The 17,288-nt window shown below is 71.6% G+C and carries 18 protein-coding genes; 9 read left to right on the top strand and 9 right to left on the bottom strand.

The window, feature by feature from the left end; translation table 11 throughout:
* Nucleotides 1-111: 111 nt before the first annotated feature.
* Entirely contained in the window at nt 112-1,377 is a 1,266-nt protein-coding gene (locus tag ACFSVL_RS09565; RefSeq protein WP_378302543.1) for a sensor histidine kinase, read from the bottom strand.
* Nucleotides 1,374-2,045 carry a response regulator transcription factor gene (locus ACFSVL_RS09560; RefSeq protein WP_378302541.1) on the bottom strand — a complete coding sequence of 224 codons (672 nt, stop codon included), beginning with the start codon at nt 2,043-2,045 and terminating at the stop codon, nt 1,374-1,376. The genes ACFSVL_RS09565 and ACFSVL_RS09560 overlap by 4 nt, the downstream gene beginning before the upstream one ends.
* A gap of 196 nt (nt 2,046-2,241) precedes the next feature.
* Here ACFSVL_RS09560 and ACFSVL_RS09555 point away from each other — a divergent pair, with 196 nt between their 5' ends.
* From ACFSVL_RS09555 to ACFSVL_RS09540, 4 genes are all read left to right on the top strand, one after another.
* Nucleotides 2,242-3,486 (top strand): type VII secretion protein EccE, encoded by a 1,245-nt coding sequence (locus tag ACFSVL_RS09555; RefSeq protein ID WP_378302539.1) that lies wholly within the window; start codon nt 2,242-2,244, stop codon nt 3,484-3,486.
* A gap of 61 nt (nt 3,487-3,547) precedes the next feature.
* Nucleotides 3,548-4,198: a helix-turn-helix transcriptional regulator gene (locus ACFSVL_RS09550; protein WP_378302537.1), complete on the top strand. Its 651-nt coding sequence runs from the start codon at nt 3,548-3,550 to the stop codon at nt 4,196-4,198.
* Entirely contained in the window at nt 4,198-5,835 is a 1,638-nt protein-coding gene (locus ACFSVL_RS09545) for a right-handed parallel beta-helix repeat-containing protein (protein WP_378302535.1), read from the top strand. Before ACFSVL_RS09550 ends, ACFSVL_RS09545 begins: the two co-directional genes overlap by 1 nt.
* Before the next feature lie 18 nt (nt 5,836-5,853).
* Entirely contained in the window at nt 5,854-6,522 is a 669-nt protein-coding gene (locus ACFSVL_RS09540; protein WP_378302533.1) for a response regulator transcription factor, read from the top strand.
* 236 nt (nt 6,523-6,758) lie between these two features.
* Here ACFSVL_RS09540 and ACFSVL_RS09535 read toward each other — a convergent pair whose 3' ends face one another.
* Both ACFSVL_RS09535 and ACFSVL_RS09530 read right to left on the bottom strand, forming a co-directional pair.
* Nucleotides 6,759-7,931 (bottom strand): LLM class flavin-dependent oxidoreductase, encoded by a 1,173-nt coding sequence (locus ACFSVL_RS09535; RefSeq protein ID WP_378302532.1) that lies wholly within the window; start codon nt 7,929-7,931, stop codon nt 6,759-6,761.
* A 92-nt stretch (nt 7,932-8,023) separates the two neighbouring features.
* On the bottom strand, nt 8,024-8,377 hold the full coding sequence (locus tag ACFSVL_RS09530) for a winged helix-turn-helix transcriptional regulator (RefSeq protein WP_378302530.1): 354 nt from the start codon (nt 8,375-8,377) through the stop codon (nt 8,024-8,026).
* Between the two features lie 86 nt (nt 8,378-8,463).
* On the opposite strand from ACFSVL_RS09530, the gene ACFSVL_RS09525 reads away from it, so the two are divergent.
* Nucleotides 8,464-9,120: an SDR family oxidoreductase gene (locus tag ACFSVL_RS09525; protein ID WP_378302528.1), complete on the top strand. Its 657-nt coding sequence runs from the start codon at nt 8,464-8,466 to the stop codon at nt 9,118-9,120.
* A 16-nt stretch (nt 9,121-9,136) separates the two neighbouring features.
* On the opposite strand, the gene ACFSVL_RS09520 is transcribed toward ACFSVL_RS09525, so the two are convergent.
* Both ACFSVL_RS09520 and ACFSVL_RS09515 read right to left on the bottom strand, forming a co-directional pair.
* On the bottom strand, nt 9,137-10,063 hold the full coding sequence (locus ACFSVL_RS09520; RefSeq protein WP_378302526.1) for a bacteriocin fulvocin C-related protein: 927 nt from the start codon (nt 10,061-10,063) through the stop codon (nt 9,137-9,139).
* Nucleotides 10,064-10,194: 131 nt separating this feature from the next.
* Nucleotides 10,195-10,941: an SDR family NAD(P)-dependent oxidoreductase gene (locus ACFSVL_RS09515; RefSeq protein WP_378302524.1), complete on the bottom strand. Its 747-nt coding sequence runs from the start codon at nt 10,939-10,941 to the stop codon at nt 10,195-10,197.
* A gap of 98 nt (nt 10,942-11,039) precedes the next feature.
* Between ACFSVL_RS09515 and ACFSVL_RS09510 the strand changes: the two genes are divergently transcribed.
* The gene (locus ACFSVL_RS09510) at nt 11,040-11,654 is read left to right on the top strand and encodes a TetR/AcrR family transcriptional regulator (RefSeq protein ID WP_378302522.1); all 615 of its coding nucleotides are present in this window, start codon (nt 11,040-11,042) and stop codon (nt 11,652-11,654) included.
* Here ACFSVL_RS09510 and ACFSVL_RS09505 read toward each other — a convergent pair.
* Nucleotides 11,620-12,033 carry a VOC family protein gene (locus ACFSVL_RS09505; protein WP_378302520.1) on the bottom strand — a complete coding sequence of 138 codons (414 nt, stop codon included), beginning with the start codon at nt 12,031-12,033 and terminating at the stop codon, nt 11,620-11,622. The genes ACFSVL_RS09510 and ACFSVL_RS09505 overlap by 35 nt on opposite strands.
* Nucleotides 12,034-12,102: 69 nt before the next feature.
* A complete protein-coding gene (locus tag ACFSVL_RS09500) occupies nt 12,103-12,780 on the bottom strand; it encodes a hypothetical protein (protein ID WP_378302518.1) in 678 nt (225 codons plus the stop codon).
* A 190-nt stretch (nt 12,781-12,970) separates the two neighbouring features.
* Here ACFSVL_RS09500 and ACFSVL_RS09495 point away from each other — a divergent pair, with 190 nt between their 5' ends.
* On the top strand, nt 12,971-14,020 hold the full coding sequence (locus tag ACFSVL_RS09495; RefSeq protein WP_378302516.1) for an LLM class F420-dependent oxidoreductase: 1,050 nt from the start codon (nt 12,971-12,973) through the stop codon (nt 14,018-14,020).
* A 49-nt stretch (nt 14,021-14,069) separates the two neighbouring features.
* Here the strand turns inward: ACFSVL_RS09495 and ACFSVL_RS09490 are convergent, their stop codons facing one another.
* Nucleotides 14,070-14,897 carry an alpha/beta fold hydrolase gene (locus tag ACFSVL_RS09490; protein ID WP_378302514.1) on the bottom strand — a complete coding sequence of 276 codons (828 nt, stop codon included), beginning with the start codon at nt 14,895-14,897 and terminating at the stop codon, nt 14,070-14,072.
* Nucleotides 14,898-14,958: 61 nt separating this feature from the next.
* Between ACFSVL_RS09490 and ACFSVL_RS09485 the strand changes: the two genes are divergently transcribed.
* Together ACFSVL_RS09485 and ACFSVL_RS09480 are read left to right on the top strand one after the other, a co-directional pair.
* Nucleotides 14,959-15,519: a CGNR zinc finger domain-containing protein gene (locus ACFSVL_RS09485; RefSeq protein WP_378302512.1), complete on the top strand. Its 561-nt coding sequence runs from the start codon at nt 14,959-14,961 to the stop codon at nt 15,517-15,519.
* A 392-nt stretch (nt 15,520-15,911) separates the two neighbouring features.
* Nucleotides 15,912-17,288, top strand: coding sequence for an MFS transporter (locus ACFSVL_RS09480; RefSeq protein ID WP_378302510.1), 1,377 nt, complete (start codon nt 15,912-15,914; stop codon nt 17,286-17,288).

Here is a 17,288-nt window from a genome sequence, read left to right as displayed (position 1 = left end):
CACCCGCCCAGAGCCGCAACCGCACCCACAGCGCCGCCTTAAGCCCCTGGCATGGGAATCCGATTCCCGCAAGGAGTCCTTCACGGACGACCTGGCCAGCCGCGCCCCCGGTCACCCGCCAGAGCCGTCCACCGGCAGCGACAGGTCGAAAATCGCCCCGCCTTCCTCCGCGTTGTACACCGCCAGCGTCCCGCCGTGCGCCTGCGCCACCCAGCGCACGATCGACAACCCGAGCCCGGTCGACCCGCTGCCGCTGGCGAACCGGTCCAGCGATCCCTCCGCGACCGAAGCCTCGACCCCGGGCCCGTGGTCGGCCACTACTACCCGGCCGCCCGCCACGGTGATGTGCACGATCGCCGGCTGCCCCGGCTGCCTGCCGTAGCGCAGGGCGTTGTCCAGCAGGTTCCCGATCGCCCGCTGCACCAGCCCGGGATCGACCAGCACCCGCGACGGCGCGGCGGTCACCGTGACGCTGGCGCCGTCCGACGGGGTGTCCTCGACCAGCCCGGTCACCAGCTGGTCCAGCCACACCGGCTGGACCGCCAGCTCGTCCACCCCGGCCGCGAGCCGCGCCCGCACGAGCAGGCTGTCGATGATCCCGCCCATCCGCGAGGCCAGCTGGACAGTGCGCGGCAGCAGTTCGGTGGTCTGCTCGGGATGCCGCAGCGACGTTTCGGCCAGCGCGCGCAACGCGGCCACCGGGGTGCGGAGGTCGTGCGCGGTCTCGGCGAGCAGGATCTCCTGCTGTTCCAGCGCCGCCGCCGCGGGCCGGATCGCGCGGCCGGCGATGAAGTGCCCGGCCAGGCCCAGCCCGCCGGTCAGCACCAGGCAGCCGCCGAACACCGCCAGCGTGTAGCGGAGATGGGCCTCGTAGGCGGGCTGGGCGTCGTTCACCGCGACCACCGCGCCGATGTACTGCCCGGACCTGCCGCGCACGGGTTCGGCCCGCAGCCGCAGCCGCCGGTCGTCGGTCCCGCGGAACTGGCCGTACTCGATCTTCCCGTCCCTGGCCGCGTCGGCCGCGAACCCGCCGAGCGTCGCCAGGTCGGCCGAAACGCATTGGCGCGCACTGGAATACGGCCGGAACTGCCCGGACGCGCCGGGCAGCACGTAGAACTGCGGGCACTGGTCGTTCAGCTCGTCCTTCGACACGAACCCGGTGACCAGGGTGCTGCTGGCCGAGTCGTACTGCAGCAGCCGCGCGACGACCGCGGTCGTCCGCTGCAGGTCCGCGTCCAGCTGCCGGTCGCCGCGCTCTTCGTCGTCGTGGACCAGCAGCCAGGCGAACACGATCAGGCCCGCCGCGTTGATCCCGGTGAAGACGAGGGTGAGCAGCCGGCGCAGGCCGCGCAGCCGTCCGGCCGCGGTGCGCTTCACGACGCCGGGCCGAGCCGGTAGCCGTGCCCGCGCACCGCGTGGACCAGGTTCGGCTCCCGCAGCTTGCGCCGCAGCCGGGTGACGACCGCGTCGACCACGTTGGACATCGGGTCGGCGCTTTCGTCCCAGCAGTGTTCGATCAGGTCGGTGCGCGACACCGCCCGCCCCGCGTGCACGGCCAGGTATTCGAGCACCGAGAACTCCCTTCCGGACAGCGTGAGCAGCACCCCGCCGCGCCGGGTTTCGCGGCGGGCGCAGTCGATTTCCAGGTCCGCCACGCGCAGCACCGGCGGCCGGATCCCGCCCGGCCGGTGCAGCGACCGCACCCGCGCGGTCAGCTCCGCCATCGCGAACGGCTTGACCACGTAGTCGTCCCCGCCGTGGGCGAAGCCGGCCACCCGGTCGGCGGCCCGGTCGCGGGCGGTCAGGAACAGCACCCGGCCGTCCCAGCCCGCGAGGCGGCGGCGCCGGACGTAGTCGAGCGCGTCGCCGTCCGGGAGCATCCGGTCGAACACCACGCAGCCGAAGCCGCCCGCGGCCAGCTGGGCGTCGGCACCGGCCAGGTCGGCGGCTTCGGCCACCTCGAACCCGGCCGCGGCCAGCTCCGCCCGCACCGCCGCCCGCAGGTTCTCGTCGTCCTCGACGAGAAGCACTCGCTGCCGCGTCATGTCATCGAAACCTCATGTTCGGGGTGGTCGTATTCGGGTCACGGCGGACCCGCCCGCCGGCGACGAGGAGGCGCCCGAGTGACTTTCTCCGGACCGGTCCCGGCGGAACGCCGTCACCCTAGCGCGGCAGCTCCCGCGAAACACCCGTTCGCGGCGAGCTGGCAGCAACCGGCCATCCTCGACCCGGGAGTGCACTGTGGACAGTCGTGACCAGGCGGCGGCGCGGGTCTCCCGCCCCGCCCCGGCACCGCGCGCGACGGGCGCCCCGACGCTGGTCGTCTCCGCAGCCGCCACCGCCGCGCCCGCCTATGCCCGGACCCCGGCGCCGCCACCCACTTTCGCCGTGCCAGCGCCGCCTCCGGCCCCTGCTCCTCCCCCGCGCCCGGCACCGCCGATGCCGCCGCCCGCTCCGGCCCCGACCGCGCGGAGCCACCCGGTCCCGCGAGCCGTGCGGATCGAGCTGCCGCAGGTCGTCTGCTGGCAGCTGTCCGTGGTGGCGGTGCTGGCGACGCTGGACCGGCCGTGGCCAGTGCTCGCCGCGGCCGCGACCGGAGCCGCGATCCTGCTGGCGCTGACCGGGATCCGCGTGCACGGCAAGTGGCTCGGCGAACTGGCCGGGCTCGGCTGCCGCTTCCTTCTCCGGCAGCGGCGGCACGATCTGCCGGCCTCAGCCGCGAAAGCGACCGCGCTGCTGGGCTTGCTGCTGCCCGGTTCGGCCGTGCGTCCCTTCGAAACCGCGCAGGGCACCACCTCGGCGATCAGCCACGCCCACGGCCTGACCGCGTTGCTCGCCCCGGCGCACCCACGGACGTTCCCGGCCCCCGCCACGCTGCTGCCGCCGCAGTCCAGCGAGGACCCCGAGTTCGCCGTACAGGTGGCTTTCCACGCCGGAGCCCGGCCCTGGATCTGGCTCGCCGCGAGCGCACTCCGTTCCGCGGACCGCCCCGGCGACGCCGAACTGGAACTCGCGCTGCGCAACGCACTCCGGCGGATCCGGCGCGCACTGGGCCGCGCGGGCATCCCGGCTGACCCGCCCGCCGAGGACGCCGTCGAAGCCGCGCTCACCGCACTCGCCCATGTGGACGGTGGCCGCGACGAATTACGCGAGGACTGGCGGTTTTGGCGCACCGGCCCGGTTTCCCAGGCGTGTTTCGTCCTGGAGGGCTGGGCCGCGCTGGACGGACCGACGGCCGCCACGCTCATCGCCCGGCTGCTGGCCCCGGTCGCCGGGGTCGCGGTGTCGCTCACCGTCAGCGCCCGGACCGGCGGCGGACAGTCCGCCGTGCTGCGCCTCGCCGCACTGACCGAGGCGGCCGTCGACGCGACCGCAGCCCGGTTCGCCCGCGGCCTCGCGTCGGGCGGAGTCCGCCTTTCCCGTCTGGACGGCGGCCATTTCCCGGCACTGGCCACGTCCCTGCCGATCGGAAGTTTCCCGCAATGACGCCCGAAAACGAGCCATTTCCCGTCCTGACCGCATCGCACCCGATCGGAGGCTTCCCGCGATGACCCTCGCATTCGAACGGCCCCGCCCGCTCCCGGGCACCCCGGCCAACGCTGTCGCCCGGCTCCTCGCGCACGCCTCGTTCGAGGTCCTCGTGATGAGCACGCAGTCCACCCTCGGCCCGGACCCGATCGGCCTCGTCCGCCCGGGCGACCAGGAAAACCTGCGGCGCGGCGTGCGCTACCGCATGCTCGCCCCGGACGCCGCGCGGACGGCCCCGCGGCTGTCGACCCGGCTGGCCGCGCTGAGCCTGGCCGGGGCGTCGACGCGGACCGTCCCGCACGTGCCGCTCGACGCCCTGGTCATCGACGGCACCGCGGTCGTCCTGCCCGCCGAGGGCTCCGGCGCGGCGGCGTTCCACCTGCCCGGGGTCGTCACCTCGGTGGTGGAGCTGTTCGAGCGCGTGTGGCCGACCGCCGTTCCGCTCCAGACCGCCGCCGACCGCGAAGAAAGCACTGAGCGGGAACGAGAACTGCTGAAACTGCTGTCCGCGGGCTACACCGACGCGGCGGCCGCGGAAAACCTCGGCATTTCGGTGCGCACGGTCCGGCGGACGGTCGCCGACGTCATGAACCGGCTCGGCGCGCGCAGCCGGTTCCAGGCCGGGGCCAAAGCCGCCGACCGCGGCTGGCTGAGCGAGCGGGCGGGCTGATGGCCGCCGCCGCGCCCCGGACGCTGCTGGTGGCGCCCGGGCAGCAAGGGGCCTGCCCGACGATCGGCGACGCGGTGCGCGCCGCCCCCGACGGCGCCACGATTTCCGTCGCCGACGGCACCTACGCGGAGACGTTCGAACTCGTCGGCCGGAAGCTGACTCTCCGGGCGGCGGCCGGCGCGACGGTCAAGCTCGACGGGGCCGGCGCGGACTGGACGGCACTGCGCGTGCGCACGGGTTTCCTTGCCCTGCACGGGATCGAGGTGGCCGGAGCGGGCAGCGCGGTCCAGGCCGAGGCCGCCGAACTCGTCCTGGAACGCTGCACGATCACCGCGAGCGGCGGCCCGGCGGTCAGCGTGCGCGGCGCCCGCCGGTTCCACCTCAGCCGCTGCACGATCAGCGGCGCGGAACAGGGCGTGGTGGTGGAAAGCTCGTCCGGACGGATCGAAAACTGCGAAATCCGCGACATCACCGGGGACGGGCTGGTGATCGGACTCGGCGCCGACCCGACCGTGACCGGCTGCACCGTCGCCGGCTGCGGATACCTCGGCGTGTACCTCTACCAGTACGCCCGCCCGGTGATCGAAGGCTGCGACATCTCCCGCGCCACCGGGCCGGGCATCGCGGTGGCGCACCGGAGCGTGCCGACCATCCGGCGGACCACCGTGCACGACGTGACCGGAGCCGGGATCTCCTTCGGCGCCGACTGCGCCGGTCTGGTCGAGGCATGCCGGTTGGAAAACACCGCGGAGCCAGCGCTCGGCCTCGCCGAAGGAGCGGTCCCGACGGTGGTCGAACCCGCTCCGGCGACCGCCGACGCCGAGGGGCTAGACGGGCTGCTCGCGCAACTCGACGGCATGGTCGGCCTGCGCGGGGTCAAGGCCGAAGTGCGCGCGGTGGTCGACGAAATCCAGGTCGACGAATGGCGGCGGAATGCCGGGCTGGCGGTCGGCGCGGTCAGCCATCATCTGATTTTCACCGGCGCTCCCGGCACCGGCAAAACGACGGTCGCGCGGACGTACGGCAAGCTGCTGCGGGAACTCGGCGTGCTTTCCGGCGGGCAATTCCGCGAGGTGTCGCGGCGGGACCTGGTCGGGCAATACATCGGGCACACCGCGGAAAAAACGTCCGTGGTGTTCGAGGAATGCCTAGGCGGGGTGCTGTTCATCGACGAGGCGTACACGCTTTCGCGCCAGGCCGGCGGCGGCGACTTCGGCCAGGAGGCGATCGACACCCTGGTCAAGCTGATGGAGGACCACCGGGACGAGGTCGCGGTGATCGTCGCGGGCTACACCGGGGAAATGGCCGGATTCCTCGCCGCGAACCCCGGACTGGCGTCGCGATTCGCGAAAACCGTCGAATTCGAGGACTACACGCCGGCGGAATTGCTGCAGATCGTCCGGCGAATGGCCGAGGACGGCGACTACGCGCTCGCCCCGGACACCGAACCGGTGCTGCTGAGCCATTTCGCCCGGATCGCCGCCGACCCGGGTTTCGGCAACGCCCGAGACGCCCGGCGGTCGTTCGAGGGTGCCCGCAAGGCACAATCGCAACGCCTGCGCGGCCTCGGCCGGATGCCCGAAACGAGCGAACTGCGCACGCTCACCGCGGAAGACATCCGTACCGCGACCAGATAGCCGGTACGCTCGTCGCCCGTGCGGGTACTTCTCACCGAGGACGACACCGATCTCCTGCTCGCGGTAAGCACTTCGCTGCGCGGCGCGGGCCTCGCCGTGGACACCGCCGCCGACCTGCCCGCCGCGGACCTGGCGCTCGCCGTCAATTCCTACGACTGCGCGGTTTTCGACCGGATGCTGCCCACCGGTGACGCACTGGGCTACGTGCGCGAGCGCCGCCACGCGGGCTGGCCGGTGCCGGTGCTGTTCCTGACCGCCCGCGACACGCCCGCGGACGTCGTCGCCGGGCTCGGCATCGCCGACGACTACCTGGTCAAACCGTTCGACATGGCCGAACTGGTCGGCCGGGTGCTGAGCCTGTGCCGCCGGACCCCGGCCCCCGCCGTGCCGGCCGTGCTGCGCTGCGGCGACCTGGAGCTGGACCCGGGCCGCCGCGAGGCCCGCCGGGCAGGCGCGCTGCTCACCCTGACCCGCCGCGAGTTCGCCGTGCTGCGGCTGCTGATGGAACGCCACCCGGCCGCCGCCGAGCGCGCCGAACTGCTCCGGCAGGTCTGGGACGAGCTGGTCAACCCGGCGTCCAACGTGCTGGAGGTGCAGATCGCCCAGCTGCGCCGCAAACTCCGGCAGCCGCCGATGATCCACACCGTGCGCGGGACCGGGTACCGGATCTCCCCCGGCCGTCCGTGAGGGGCGCTGATTCCCCAGGCCAGAAGCTCAAGCCGCGTCGCCTCAGCCTCTCCAGGCCCGCGAGGGCCCCGCAGGCCCAAGCCTGCCGTCTGTCCATAAAGGACGCCAACCTTGGCGAAATGACCGCCCTATGCCTATGCGTCTGGGTCCGCTCGTCCGTGAGGGGAACCCTGACGGAATCTGATTCCCTCAGGGTGGCCCTCACGGACGACACCGCCCATGCCGACGAGGGCGGCTCAGCTGGAGCTGTCCCGCTCCTGCTCGTAACGCTTCGTCATAGTGTCGACCGCGTCCAGCTGACTCTGTGCGTGCGCCGGCCGCGACCGCGCCGCCCGGTCCTTGGCCGCCACCGTGCTCTCGGCCTGCCCCTGGAACTCGGGAAACACGTGCTGCGCGAGCAGTTCGTACGACCGCTTGGTCGCCTCGGGATTAGCCCACTCGTGCCCCAGCAGCAGGAACGCGCCGAACCCGCCGGACTGCTCGACCAGCCGCTGCACCTGGGCCCGCGCATCCTCGACCGTCCCGATCGCGCCGATGCCTGCCTCGTTGACGAAGTCGATCATCCCCCGCACGTCCGCGCTGTCCCCGACCGCCATCTGCGGGAACGCCGCGACCTTCTGGAAATACTCGAACCAGTGCTGCATGCCGTACTCGACGTCCCGGTACGCCTGTTCCCGGGTCTCGGCGACGTGCATCAGCCCGACCAGCCGCCAGGAAGCACGGTCCGGCGCCGGCCGCCCGTAGTGCCGGGCCCGCTCCTCGACGACGTTCCAGTGGTGGGCGAGCGCGTCGAAGCCGTCCTTGGTCAGGGTCGCGCCGATGGACAGCAGCCCGGCCCCGTGCTGCCCCGCCATCCGCGGCCCGGTCGGCGACGCGACCGCCGCGACGGCCACCTCGGGATGCGGATCGGTGTAGGGCCGCAGCTGCAACTGGGCGTCGACCAGGTTGTGCGTCCGGGTCCGCTGCGTGACCGACTCGCCGCGCAGCAGCCGCATGATGATGTCGAGGTTCTCTTCGAGCAGCTCGCGCGTGTCGGTGGGGTTCAGCCCGATCATCGCCGAATCGGTGGGCAGCGACCCCGGCCCGCAGCCGAGCATCACGCGGCCGCGGGTCAGGTGGTCCAGCAGCACCATCCGGTCGGCCACCCACAGCGGATTGTGGTACGAAATCGACGTGACGCCGGTGCCCAGCCTGATCCGCCGGGTCCGCTCCGCCGCCGACGCGATGAAGATCTCCGGCGACGCGATGATCTCCGAACCGGCCGAATGGTGCTCGCCGATCCACGCCTCGTCGTAGCCCAGGCGGTCGAGGTGCTCCACCAGTTCGAGGTCGCGCTGCAGGGCCAGCGTCGGGTTCTGGCCGGGCTTGTGGAAGGGCGCCAGGAAGGCGCCGAAACGCAGACGGCTCACAGAGTCTCCAACGGTCGCGGTCATCGGTCCGGCCCCCAGCTTGACCGCCCGCCCGGTCCGAATTCATCGGCCAGCCGCGTGGTCTTCGCCGGTCAGCCGCGCCGCGCCCGCTCCCGGGCTTCGAGAATCTCCGGGACATGCGTCTCCGCCCACTCCCGCACCGCCCGCAACGGCACCAGCAACGACCGGCCGAGGCCGGTGAGCCCGTACTCGACGCGCGGCGGCTGTTCCGCGTACTCGACGCGCGCGAGCAGGCCGTCCTCCTCCATCGCGCGCAACGTCTCGGTGAGGACCTTCGGGGTGACGCCCTGGATTTTCTCCGCCAGGACGGTGAACCGCAGCGGACCGTCCTCCAGCGCGTTGACGACGAAGACCGTCCACCGCGCCCCGATCCGGTGCAGCACCACCCGGGACGGGCAGGTGGCGGACATGACGTTGTAGCCCACGGCGATTCCTCCGGTTCCAGTTACGTTGAAGTACCTGGTTACTTTTCCATAGCCTGCTTCCGCACCCTACGGAACGGAGAAGGACCATGAACGACCGGCTGACCGGGCAGACAGTGCTGGTGCTGGGCGGACGGCACCTGGGCACGGCGATCGCAGCAGCCGCGACCGCCGAGGGCGCCCACGTGCACGTCGCGTCCCACCGGCCCGGCGGACTCCGCATCGACCTGCGCGACGAGTCGACCATCGCCGCCGCGGCCGCCGAACTCGGACCAGTCGACCACGTCGTCAACACCGCCGCCATGCCCCACGCGGCACCGATCCGGGAGCTGGACCGGGACCAGACCGTCGATGCCTTCACCGCCAAGGTGATCGGCCCGTTGCTGCTCGCGAAGCACTTCACGATCCGGCGGTCGCTGCTGCTGTTCTCCGGCCAGGTCGGCTGGCGTCCGGCGCGCGGGAACGTCGTGACAGGCGTGACCAACGGCGCGGCGGCGTTCGCGGCCCGCCACCTCGCCGCCGAACTCGCGCCGGTCCGGGTCAACGCCCTTTCGCCGGGCATCATCGACTCCGGCGTCTGGGATGCCAAGGGCGAAGCCAAACCGGGCTTCCTCGCGACCGCGGCAGAGCGGACCCTGGTCGGCCGCACCGGCACTGTCGCCGACATAACGGACGCGGTTTTGTGGCTGCTGCAGGCGGAATTCCTGACCGGTGAGACCGTCCACCTTGAAGGTGGACGGCCCTGATCGCTGGTGTCCGGGGTCAGCCTCCGCAGACCCCGTCGCACAGTTCCTTCCACAGGATGCCGCAGCCGTTGCAGTAGTTCTTGGTGCAATCGACGGCGTCACCGCAGCTGGTGCAGCCGCTGTGCCCCTTATGGCAGTCGCACCACATGGTGTAGGCCCCGGCGGCCGGTTCGGGCGGCCCGAGAGTGCTGAACACGGCGACCGTCTCGGCACGGCCGAACGCCGCGACGGCTTCGTCCCAAAGCGGGTCCGTCACCGCACTGACGTCAGCGGCGGCGAGCTGGCCGGTCGTGAACAGCACCGGCAAGGCCGCCACCGCCCGGTCCAGGACCGCGTTTTGCGCCGTCGAAAGGCCGGGGTTGGCGCGCCGGTACTGCTGGAAATGCGCCCGCCACAGGCCGGCCGTGACGTTCGAAGGCAGGTCGCAGCTGAGGACCCGGCGCATCGCCATCGGCAGCGCGGCGAACTCCCGGTAACCGGTGGGCACCGGATCGAGCCGGGCCACCAGTTCCCGGGCCTCCGCCTGGGTCATCCGGCGGCCGGGCCCGGCCATCGCCGTCCCGGCCGCGCCGCCGGTGAGCACGAACGCCCCGAGCGCCGCGGCCGGCACCAGCTTCAGGAACCGGCGGCGATCGCCGTGCACGGTCAGGTCGGCCTGGTTCAGCGCCCGCACCACCGCGATGGACCGGGCCGGTCCGAGCACGCGCGCCAGCCGGAGCGACAGGGCCGGTCCGGTCCAGCCGCGCACCCGGTCCCCGTCGACCAGCAGCAACGTCGGCGCGAACGGCGGATGATCACCCAGCGCCTGCTGCCGGAGCGCCCCGATCCGGTCCTCGCCCAGCCCCGCGACCGTCAGCCGGTCACCGGCCTCGGCACTGATCCGATCGGCAATTCCGGCACAGGTTCCGCATCCCGCGTCGAACGCCAGAATCCATTCAGACATGACAGCCCCCTCGACTCGCGTCGCACTCGATTGATTCCCCGGATTCGCTTTCGAGTATGGCGCGATATTGTGCCGCTGGGGGCTATCGGAGAAAAATAGGAGAAAATTCGGAGAGGAATACGCCGGACAGACTACGCGCCGTACCCGCCGTCAATCCGCAACACCGCACCGGTCACATAGGAAGCCTGCGGACTGGCCAGAAACGCCACCCCCGCAGCGATTTCCTCCGGCCTGCCATACCGCCCCATCGCGGTCGTCGGCAGAAACATCGCCGCGGCCGGGCTGTCGGCAGGATTCATCTCGGTGTCCACAAACCCCGACTGGACGATATTGACCGTAATGCCCCGATGAGCCAGATCCCGCGCCGCGCCCCGGCTGTAGCCCTCCAGCGCCGACTTAGTGCCCGCGTAGTCCGCCATCCCGGGAAAGCCCACCCGCGTCCCCACCCCCGAGCTGACGCTGATGATCCGCCCGCCGTCAGGCAGCAACGGGACCGCCGCCCGGATCGCAGCCACCACACTCGCGTAATTGACGGCGAGCTGACGATCGAGAGCAGCCTCATCAGCCGCTTCGCTGTCGATCGGCCCGCCGACCGTGACGCCCGCGTTGTTGACCAGGATGTCCAGCCTCCCGAACTCCTCGGCCACGCGGTGGATCAGGCCCGCCGCCTGCGCCGCGTCCGACTGGTCCGCCCGGAAAGCCGCCGCCCGCACCCCCTTCGCCTCGATCTCGGCGACCACGGCCTTGGCCTGGTCCGCCGAGGACGAGTAGCTGATCGCGACGTCCGCCCCTTCGTCGGCCAGCGCCAGCGCCGACGCCGCCCCGATCCCCCGCGACCCGCCGGTCACGATCGCCACTTTGCCGTCCAGCTTTCCCATGTGTTTCCCGCTTCCCTCGATGCACTGCGGAGTTCTTGACCGCTCGGTCCACCATAAGCATGCTGGACCGAACGGTCAAGAACTCGTATCCTGTCCGCATGGCACGTCCGCGTACGTTCGACGAGAAGCAGGTGCTGCACGCCGTCCGCGACCAGTTCTGGGACGCCGGCTACGCCGCGACCTCGCTGGAAGACCTGATGCGCGTCAGCGGCCTCGGCAAAGGCAGCCTGTACGCGGCGTTCGGCGACAAGCATCAGCTTTTCCTCCGCGCGCTGCACAGCTACACCGACGACAGCCATGCCGCCCTCCAGCAAGCCCTCACCGAGCCGCCGCGAGCCCTGGACGCGCTGCGCATGCTCCTCGAAGCCCCGATCGACTCCGCCGACCCGCGGCGCGGCTGCCTGCTGGCCAACAGCACCAGCGAACTCGGCAACGCCGATCCGGAGGTCCTCGAGCACGCCCATCGCGCCTACGAGAAGTCGACCGCGCTGATCGGCGAGTGCGTCGCGCGCGCCCAGCGCGAGGGCGACCTGCCCGCCGAGGCGGATCCGATCGCGGTGGCGCGGGCTCTCCTTGCCGCGCAACAGGGACTCGTGTTCATGAGCCGGACCGGACTGGACCAGACCACGCTCACCGCCACCGCACGCGCGCTCGCGGCCCAGCTCCTGCCGGACCGCCTCATCGCCGCCCGGAGAGGTTCACCATCCAGGTGATCCCGAATTTGTCCACAAGGGAGCCGGCCTCGTCTCCCCACGACTGTTTCGCGAGAGGCAAGGTCACGGTGCCGCCGACGGACAGTTTCTCGAAATAGTCCCGAAGCACGGCATCGTCACCGCCGAGAAAAAGCGCGACGTTAGTGCCCGGAGTGAACGGAACCCTTTCCGGGACGTCCCACGCCATGATCGTGTAGCCGTCCGGCGTGGACAGAACGGAGTGCATGATCTGGTCCGCGTCCCCATCCGGAGCCTCGGTCGAGCCGAAGTCGCGGTACGTGCCCAGATCCAGCTCGCCGCCGAGGACTTCCCGGTAAAACTCCATCGCCTGCCGCGCGTTCCCGGCGAAGGCGAGACACGGGTTGAGCTGGGATCCCATCTGATGCTCCTTGAGTGCTGAGAGTTCGCTCCCCTCAGCCTCCCAGCGAATCACGACATCCTGTGTCGCCTATTCCGCACCGGATCGCACCTGGATCTCGACCCGGCTCCGCAGATAGCCGTCGGGATGAGTGCGGGCGACGCGCACGGCCTCAGCGATCAAGCCGCGTGCGCTGCCCGGATGAGCCGACGGGTGCAACGGCAGCACGGGAAGAACGCAACAGCGCACGTCGAGGTCCTCGTTGGCAACGAATTCCCGGAGCGCGGCGGCATTCCATCGCGCGCCCAGATCCGCGTGCGCGTCGTACTCCGCCTGGCTTTCCGGCGTCGCGACCAGCGCCTCGCCGCGGCAGACCAGGCGCGGCTCCGCCCAGTACCAGGCCCGGGCGGCCCCGGCCCGCTCCGGATCGGTTCCCGTGGCCAGACAGCCCAGGAGCGCTTCCTGCACCCGCCGCCGCCCGAACGCGGTCACGGCGGGCTCGACGAACTGGCGGTTGAAACTCGGATCCGGGTCGTGCACCGCCGCCCGGAGCAGCGCGTCGAACAATTCCTCCGGCAACTGGCTCCGCCCGTCGAGCGCCTGCCGGATCCCGCGCCGGAGCACCCCGTCCGCCGAACCGTCCGGCGGAACGGCATCGGCCAGCCGCGCGACCTCGATCAGGCATTCGCGGAACACTTCCGCCGCCCGATGAACCGGCTCCGGCAACGGCGCCAACGACGGCACCGGCTCAGCCCCGTCCTGCCCCACCGCACCCACCCCCTGGACACCCCCTCTCCCGAACCTACTGCGTCCGCCCCCGCGAGGCATCGCCCGATGGGACCAAGATCCTGCCCGGCAGGCATCAGTCCACTGTGGACTGTCGCAACCCCTATCCGCACCCCTCAACGCCGCGCGGGCCACTGGTGTCCGGTCAATTACCAACAGTAACGTCAGCGGCATGAAAATAGGACTAAACATCGGATATTGGGGCGCCGGAAACGATTCGACCAACCTCGAACTGGCCAAGGAGGCCGACCGGCTCGGGTATTCCGTCGTGTGGGTGGCCGAGGCCTACGGATCGGACGCCGCGACGGTTCTGGCCTGGCTCGCCGCGCGGACCGAACGCGTCGACCTCGGCAGCGCCATCCTCCAGATCCCGGCGCGCCGCCCCACCATGACCGCGATGACCGCGGCGACCCTGGACAACCTCTCCGACGGCAGATTCCGGCTCGGGCTGGGCGTTTCCGGCCCGCAGGTGTCCGAGGGCTGGTACGGCGTCCGGTTCCGGAAACCGGTGGAACGCACCCGGGAATACGTCGATATCGTCAGCAAAGCTCTCCGTTACGAACGAGTCCGTCACCGGGGCACGCATTTCCAGCTCCCGTTGCCCGGCGGCCCCGGAAAGGCCCTGCCGCTGGCCGTGCCGCCGGTCCGCGAGCACATTCCGCTTTACCTCGCCTCGCTGGGCCCGAAAAACCTCGAACTCACCGGCGAAATCGCCGACGGCTGGCTCGGCCTGTTCTTCTCCCCCGAACACGGCGGCGCGTCGCTCGACCGGATCCGCGCCGGCCGCGCGAAAATCGGCGCCACCCTCGACGGGTTCGACGTGGTCACCACCGTCCCGCTCGCCGTCGGCGACGACTGGCGGACCGCGGCCGACCACGCCCGCCCGTACGTCGCGGGTTTCGTCGGCGGGGCGGGCAGCCGGGACAAGAACTTCTACCGCGACCTCGTCGCCCGGATGGGCTACGAGAGCGCCGCCGACGAGATCCGCGAGCGGTACCTGACCATGGACTACGAGGGCGCGATGTCCGCGATCCCGACCGAATTCCTGGACTCGACGTCGCTGCTCGGCCCGAAGGAACGCATCGCCGACCGGATGCGCGCCCTCGCCGAAGCCGGGGTCACCACGCTCGCGCTCTCGCCGACGCACCCGGACCCGGAGGCCAGCAAGGCCGCCCTGCGCACCGCGGCCGAAGCCCTCGAAGCGTCCGGCGTCGGCGACTGAGCCAAGTCCAAAGTGGACTAACGCCTCCACCGGCCGGGAACGCCACCGCTCATCCGAAGAACCGCAGCAGCGCCTCCGCGGTGTCGCCGGGATTGTCCTCGGGCGCGAAATGCCCCGCACCAGCGATATTCTCCCGCCGCGCACCGGGAATAGCCGCCGCGAGCCGGTCGCCGGTGGCCAGATCGAGCCACTCGTCGCGTTCGCCCCAGAGCACCAGCGTCGGCGCGACGATCCGGCCGAGCCGGTCCGTCACCTCGCGCAGGTCGCCGAAATGGACGGCGGCGACCTGGTCGACCCAGCGCCGCTGCCCCTCGGGTCCGGCCCACGGCGCGAGGTAGGCGGCGGCCGCCTCGTCGGACATGGCGCGGTGAGTCGCGGTGTGCATGCGCGGCGCGATGATGTCGGCGAAAACGTGCTGCGGCATCGTGCGATAGGCGTCCGCGTGCTGCTGCATGTGCTCGGTGAACGGCGTGTTCCACGGCCCGAGGACAGCCGCGTCGACCAGCGCCAGCCGGCGGGCGGGCACCTGCTCGAGCAGATGCGCCCGCAGCACGATCCCGCCCCCGATGTCGTGGCCGACCAGCGCCGGGTCCTCCAGCCCCCAGTGCGCCACCAGTTCCGCGAGCGTCGCGGCCTGCCGGGCGATCGACGGCGCGACGCCCGGACCGGGCCGGGAATCGCCGAAACCGAGCAGGTCCCAGACGTACACGGTGTGCCGGCGAGCCAGCATCGGGACCACCTCGCGCCACAGATAGGACGACGCCGGGGTCCCGTGCGTCAAGACGACCGGCGGGCCTTCGCCGAAGACCCCGGTCGCGACCTCTCCGCCGGACACCCGGGTCCGGTCGGTCAGCAGCCAGGTCTCGTGCGTGCGCATAACCCTCCTCAGTAAGGGGTAAAGTGACCTTGCAAGGGTTACCCTAACAGGGGAGTAAGGCGTGAAGATACCTTTTAAGGGTTACGTGGCCGGGGCTGGCGCGGCGACCGACCTGGTCAACACGTCTCCCCGGGTGCGCAGCGGCGGTGACGCGCTCCCGGATTCCGCAGCACTGGAACGGTTTCTCACCGAGCGCGGCCTCCTTCCCGAGGCGGCCCGAAGCGCTCATGATCTGGCTCAGGTACACGCTCTCCGCGACGAGATCCGGGTGATCCTGGAGTCGGACGAGGACGAAGCCGCCCGCCGCGCCGGGGAACTGGTCGCCCGGGCGGGCACCGGGCCCCGGCTGCACCGCGACGGCGACGGCCGCTGGCATTGGCACGTCGAGACCGCGGCGGGCGCGTCGCTCGCCGACGAACTGGCTGTAGTGCTCGGGACTGGCCTGCTCGGTGCGCTGCAGACGCTCGGGCACGACCGGTTCCGCCCTTGCGCCGCACCGGATTGCGACGGGGTGTTCGTCGACACCAGCCGCGCGGGACGGCGGCGTTACTGCATGCCGGAACTGTGCGGCAACCGGGTCAGCGTCGCCAACCACCGGGCCCGGAACCGCGAGCGGACCTGACCGGCCGCCGAGCGTGGGAGGGCCCGCCCAGAGATCTGCAGCGGCACCCGGCACCCCGAACACGCCCGGCCCGCAATGCCAGGGAGCCGGGGCGACGCTGCGGGTGCGGTTGAGGCTCGTCTGCCCAGGCCGAAGAGACCGGCGCGGCTCCGGGGGCAGGTGCGGGGGTGCGGTCGTCCGTGAGGGGAACCTTCACAGACTCTGATTCCCTCAGGGTGCCCTTCACGGACCTTCGGCGGTGGTCAAACGAGCAATTCGCGACGCAGCCTTGAATCCCTGGCATCGCGCCCGGCCCGCCACCGCGATCCCCTCAACCCCGGCCACCCGCAAAGATCGACAGCCGTGTCCGGAATCCGCCAGCGCAGCCGCCCGGCCCCGGGCAGGCTCGGCTCGTGGCTGTCGAACTCTCCCCGCACAAACACCTTCCGCGGCGGGAGATGCTGCTCGCCGTCCTGCTCTCCGGCCAGTTCATGGCCAATGTGGACGGTGCGGTCGCCAACCTCGCCGCGCCGTCGATCCGGACCGGGTTCGGCACCGGCGAAGGTCCGGTGACCCTCGTCGTCTCGGGTTATCTCATCGCCTACGCCGTGCTGCTCGTCCCCGGCGCACGCCTCGGCGCGACGCACGGCCACCGCCGGATCTTCCTCGCCGGGCTGGCCGGGTTCACCGCCGCGTCGCTGGCTTGCGGGGTCGCTCCGGGGATCGGCTGGCTGATCGTCGCGCGGTTCGCGCAGGGTGCGGCCGGGGCACTGATGGTGCCGCAGGTCCTCAGCGGCATCCAGGCGCACTTCACCGGCACCGGCCGGGGCCGCGCGCTCGGGTATTACGCGGTCGCGCTGTCCGGCGGCGCGGTCGCTGGGCAGGTGCTCGGCGGCCTCCTCATCTCGGCTGACGTGTTCGGCACCGGCTGGCGGTCGGTGTTCCTGATCAACGTCCCGGTCGGCATCGCGCTTCTGCTGGCCGCGCGCAGGGCGTTGCCTGCCGACAGCCGGGCCGAGCGGGGCGGGCTGGATTTGCGGGGCGCGGCCGTGCTGTCGACCGCGGTGCTGCTGGCGATCGTGCCGCTGGTGCTCGGACGCGAACACGGCTGGCCAGCGTGGATGTGGCTGTGCCTCGCCGCGAGCGCCGCCGTGTTCGTCTGGTTCGTGCGGCTCGGAAAAGCCACTGCCGCGCAAGGCAAGCGCCCGCTGCTCGCACCGGATGTCTTCGCAGAACCGGTGGTGCGCAAGGGATTACTCGCCCACGGGCTCACGACCGCGACGTACGTCGGTCTGCTCTTCGTACTCGCACTATACCTCCAACAGGGCCTCGGCGCGGGCGCCGCCGAGGCCGGGCTGGCCATGGTTTCCTGGGTCGCTGCCTTCGGGGTGGCCGGGCTGCTGCTCCCCCGTTTTCCGGCCCGCTGGCGGAAATTCGCGCCGACGGCTGGCTGTCTCCTCCTGGCCGCCGCCTACGGCGCGCTGTGCGTCCATCTGCTCGCCGCCGGTCGTCCCGGGCCGCCGTTGGTTCCGCTGCTCGGGCTTGGCGGGTTCGGTCTCGGGATCAGCGCGAACTCGCTGATCGGCCGCCTCACCTCGACCGCCCGTCCGGACCGCGCCGCGGATCTCTCCGGGGTCATCAACACCAACGCCCAGTTGTGCGCGGCGCTCGGCGTCGCGGGCGCGAGCACCGCCTACCTCGGGACCGGATCGTTCCCGGCGTTGCTGGGAGGTTTTACTGTGCTCGCACTGATCGCCGCCGCCGTCTCGCTCGGCACGGAAAGGAAATAG

The organism is Amycolatopsis silviterrae, from assembly GCF_042684085.1.
Lineage (GTDB): Bacteria > Actinomycetota > Actinomycetes > Mycobacteriales > Pseudonocardiaceae > Amycolatopsis > Amycolatopsis silviterrae.
The sequence above is the reverse complement of the archived record's forward strand: the minus strand, read 5'-3'. Positions and strand labels throughout refer to the sequence as shown.

Coding starts and splice junctions, on each gene's coding strand:
- ACFSVL_RS09560 (WP_378302541.1), bottom strand. CDS start 2,045: ATGACGCGGCAGCGAGTGCTTCTCGTCGAGGACGACGAGAACCTGCGG.
- ACFSVL_RS09505 (WP_378302520.1), bottom strand. CDS start 12,033: ATGGGATCCCAGCTCAACCCGTGTCTCGCCTTCGCCGGGAACGCGCGG.
- ACFSVL_RS09545 (WP_378302535.1), top strand. CDS start 4,198: ATGGCCGCCGCCGCGCCCCGGACGCTGCTGGTGGCGCCCGGGCAGCAA.
- ACFSVL_RS09510 (WP_378302522.1), top strand. CDS start 11,040: ATGGCACGTCCGCGTACGTTCGACGAGAAGCAGGTGCTGCACGCCGTC.
- ACFSVL_RS09525 (WP_378302528.1), top strand. CDS start 8,464: ATGAACGACCGGCTGACCGGGCAGACAGTGCTGGTGCTGGGCGGACGG.
- ACFSVL_RS09520 (WP_378302526.1), bottom strand. CDS start 10,063: ATGTCTGAATGGATTCTGGCGTTCGACGCGGGATGCGGAACCTGTGCC.
- ACFSVL_RS09490 (WP_378302514.1), bottom strand. CDS start 14,897: ATGCGCACGCACGAGACCTGGCTGCTGACCGACCGGACCCGGGTGTCC.
- ACFSVL_RS09550 (WP_378302537.1), top strand. CDS start 3,548: ATGACCCTCGCATTCGAACGGCCCCGCCCGCTCCCGGGCACCCCGGCC.
- ACFSVL_RS09515 (WP_378302524.1), bottom strand. CDS start 10,941: ATGGGAAAGCTGGACGGCAAAGTGGCGATCGTGACCGGCGGGTCGCGG.
- ACFSVL_RS09495 (WP_378302516.1), top strand. CDS start 12,971: ATGAAAATAGGACTAAACATCGGATATTGGGGCGCCGGAAACGATTCG.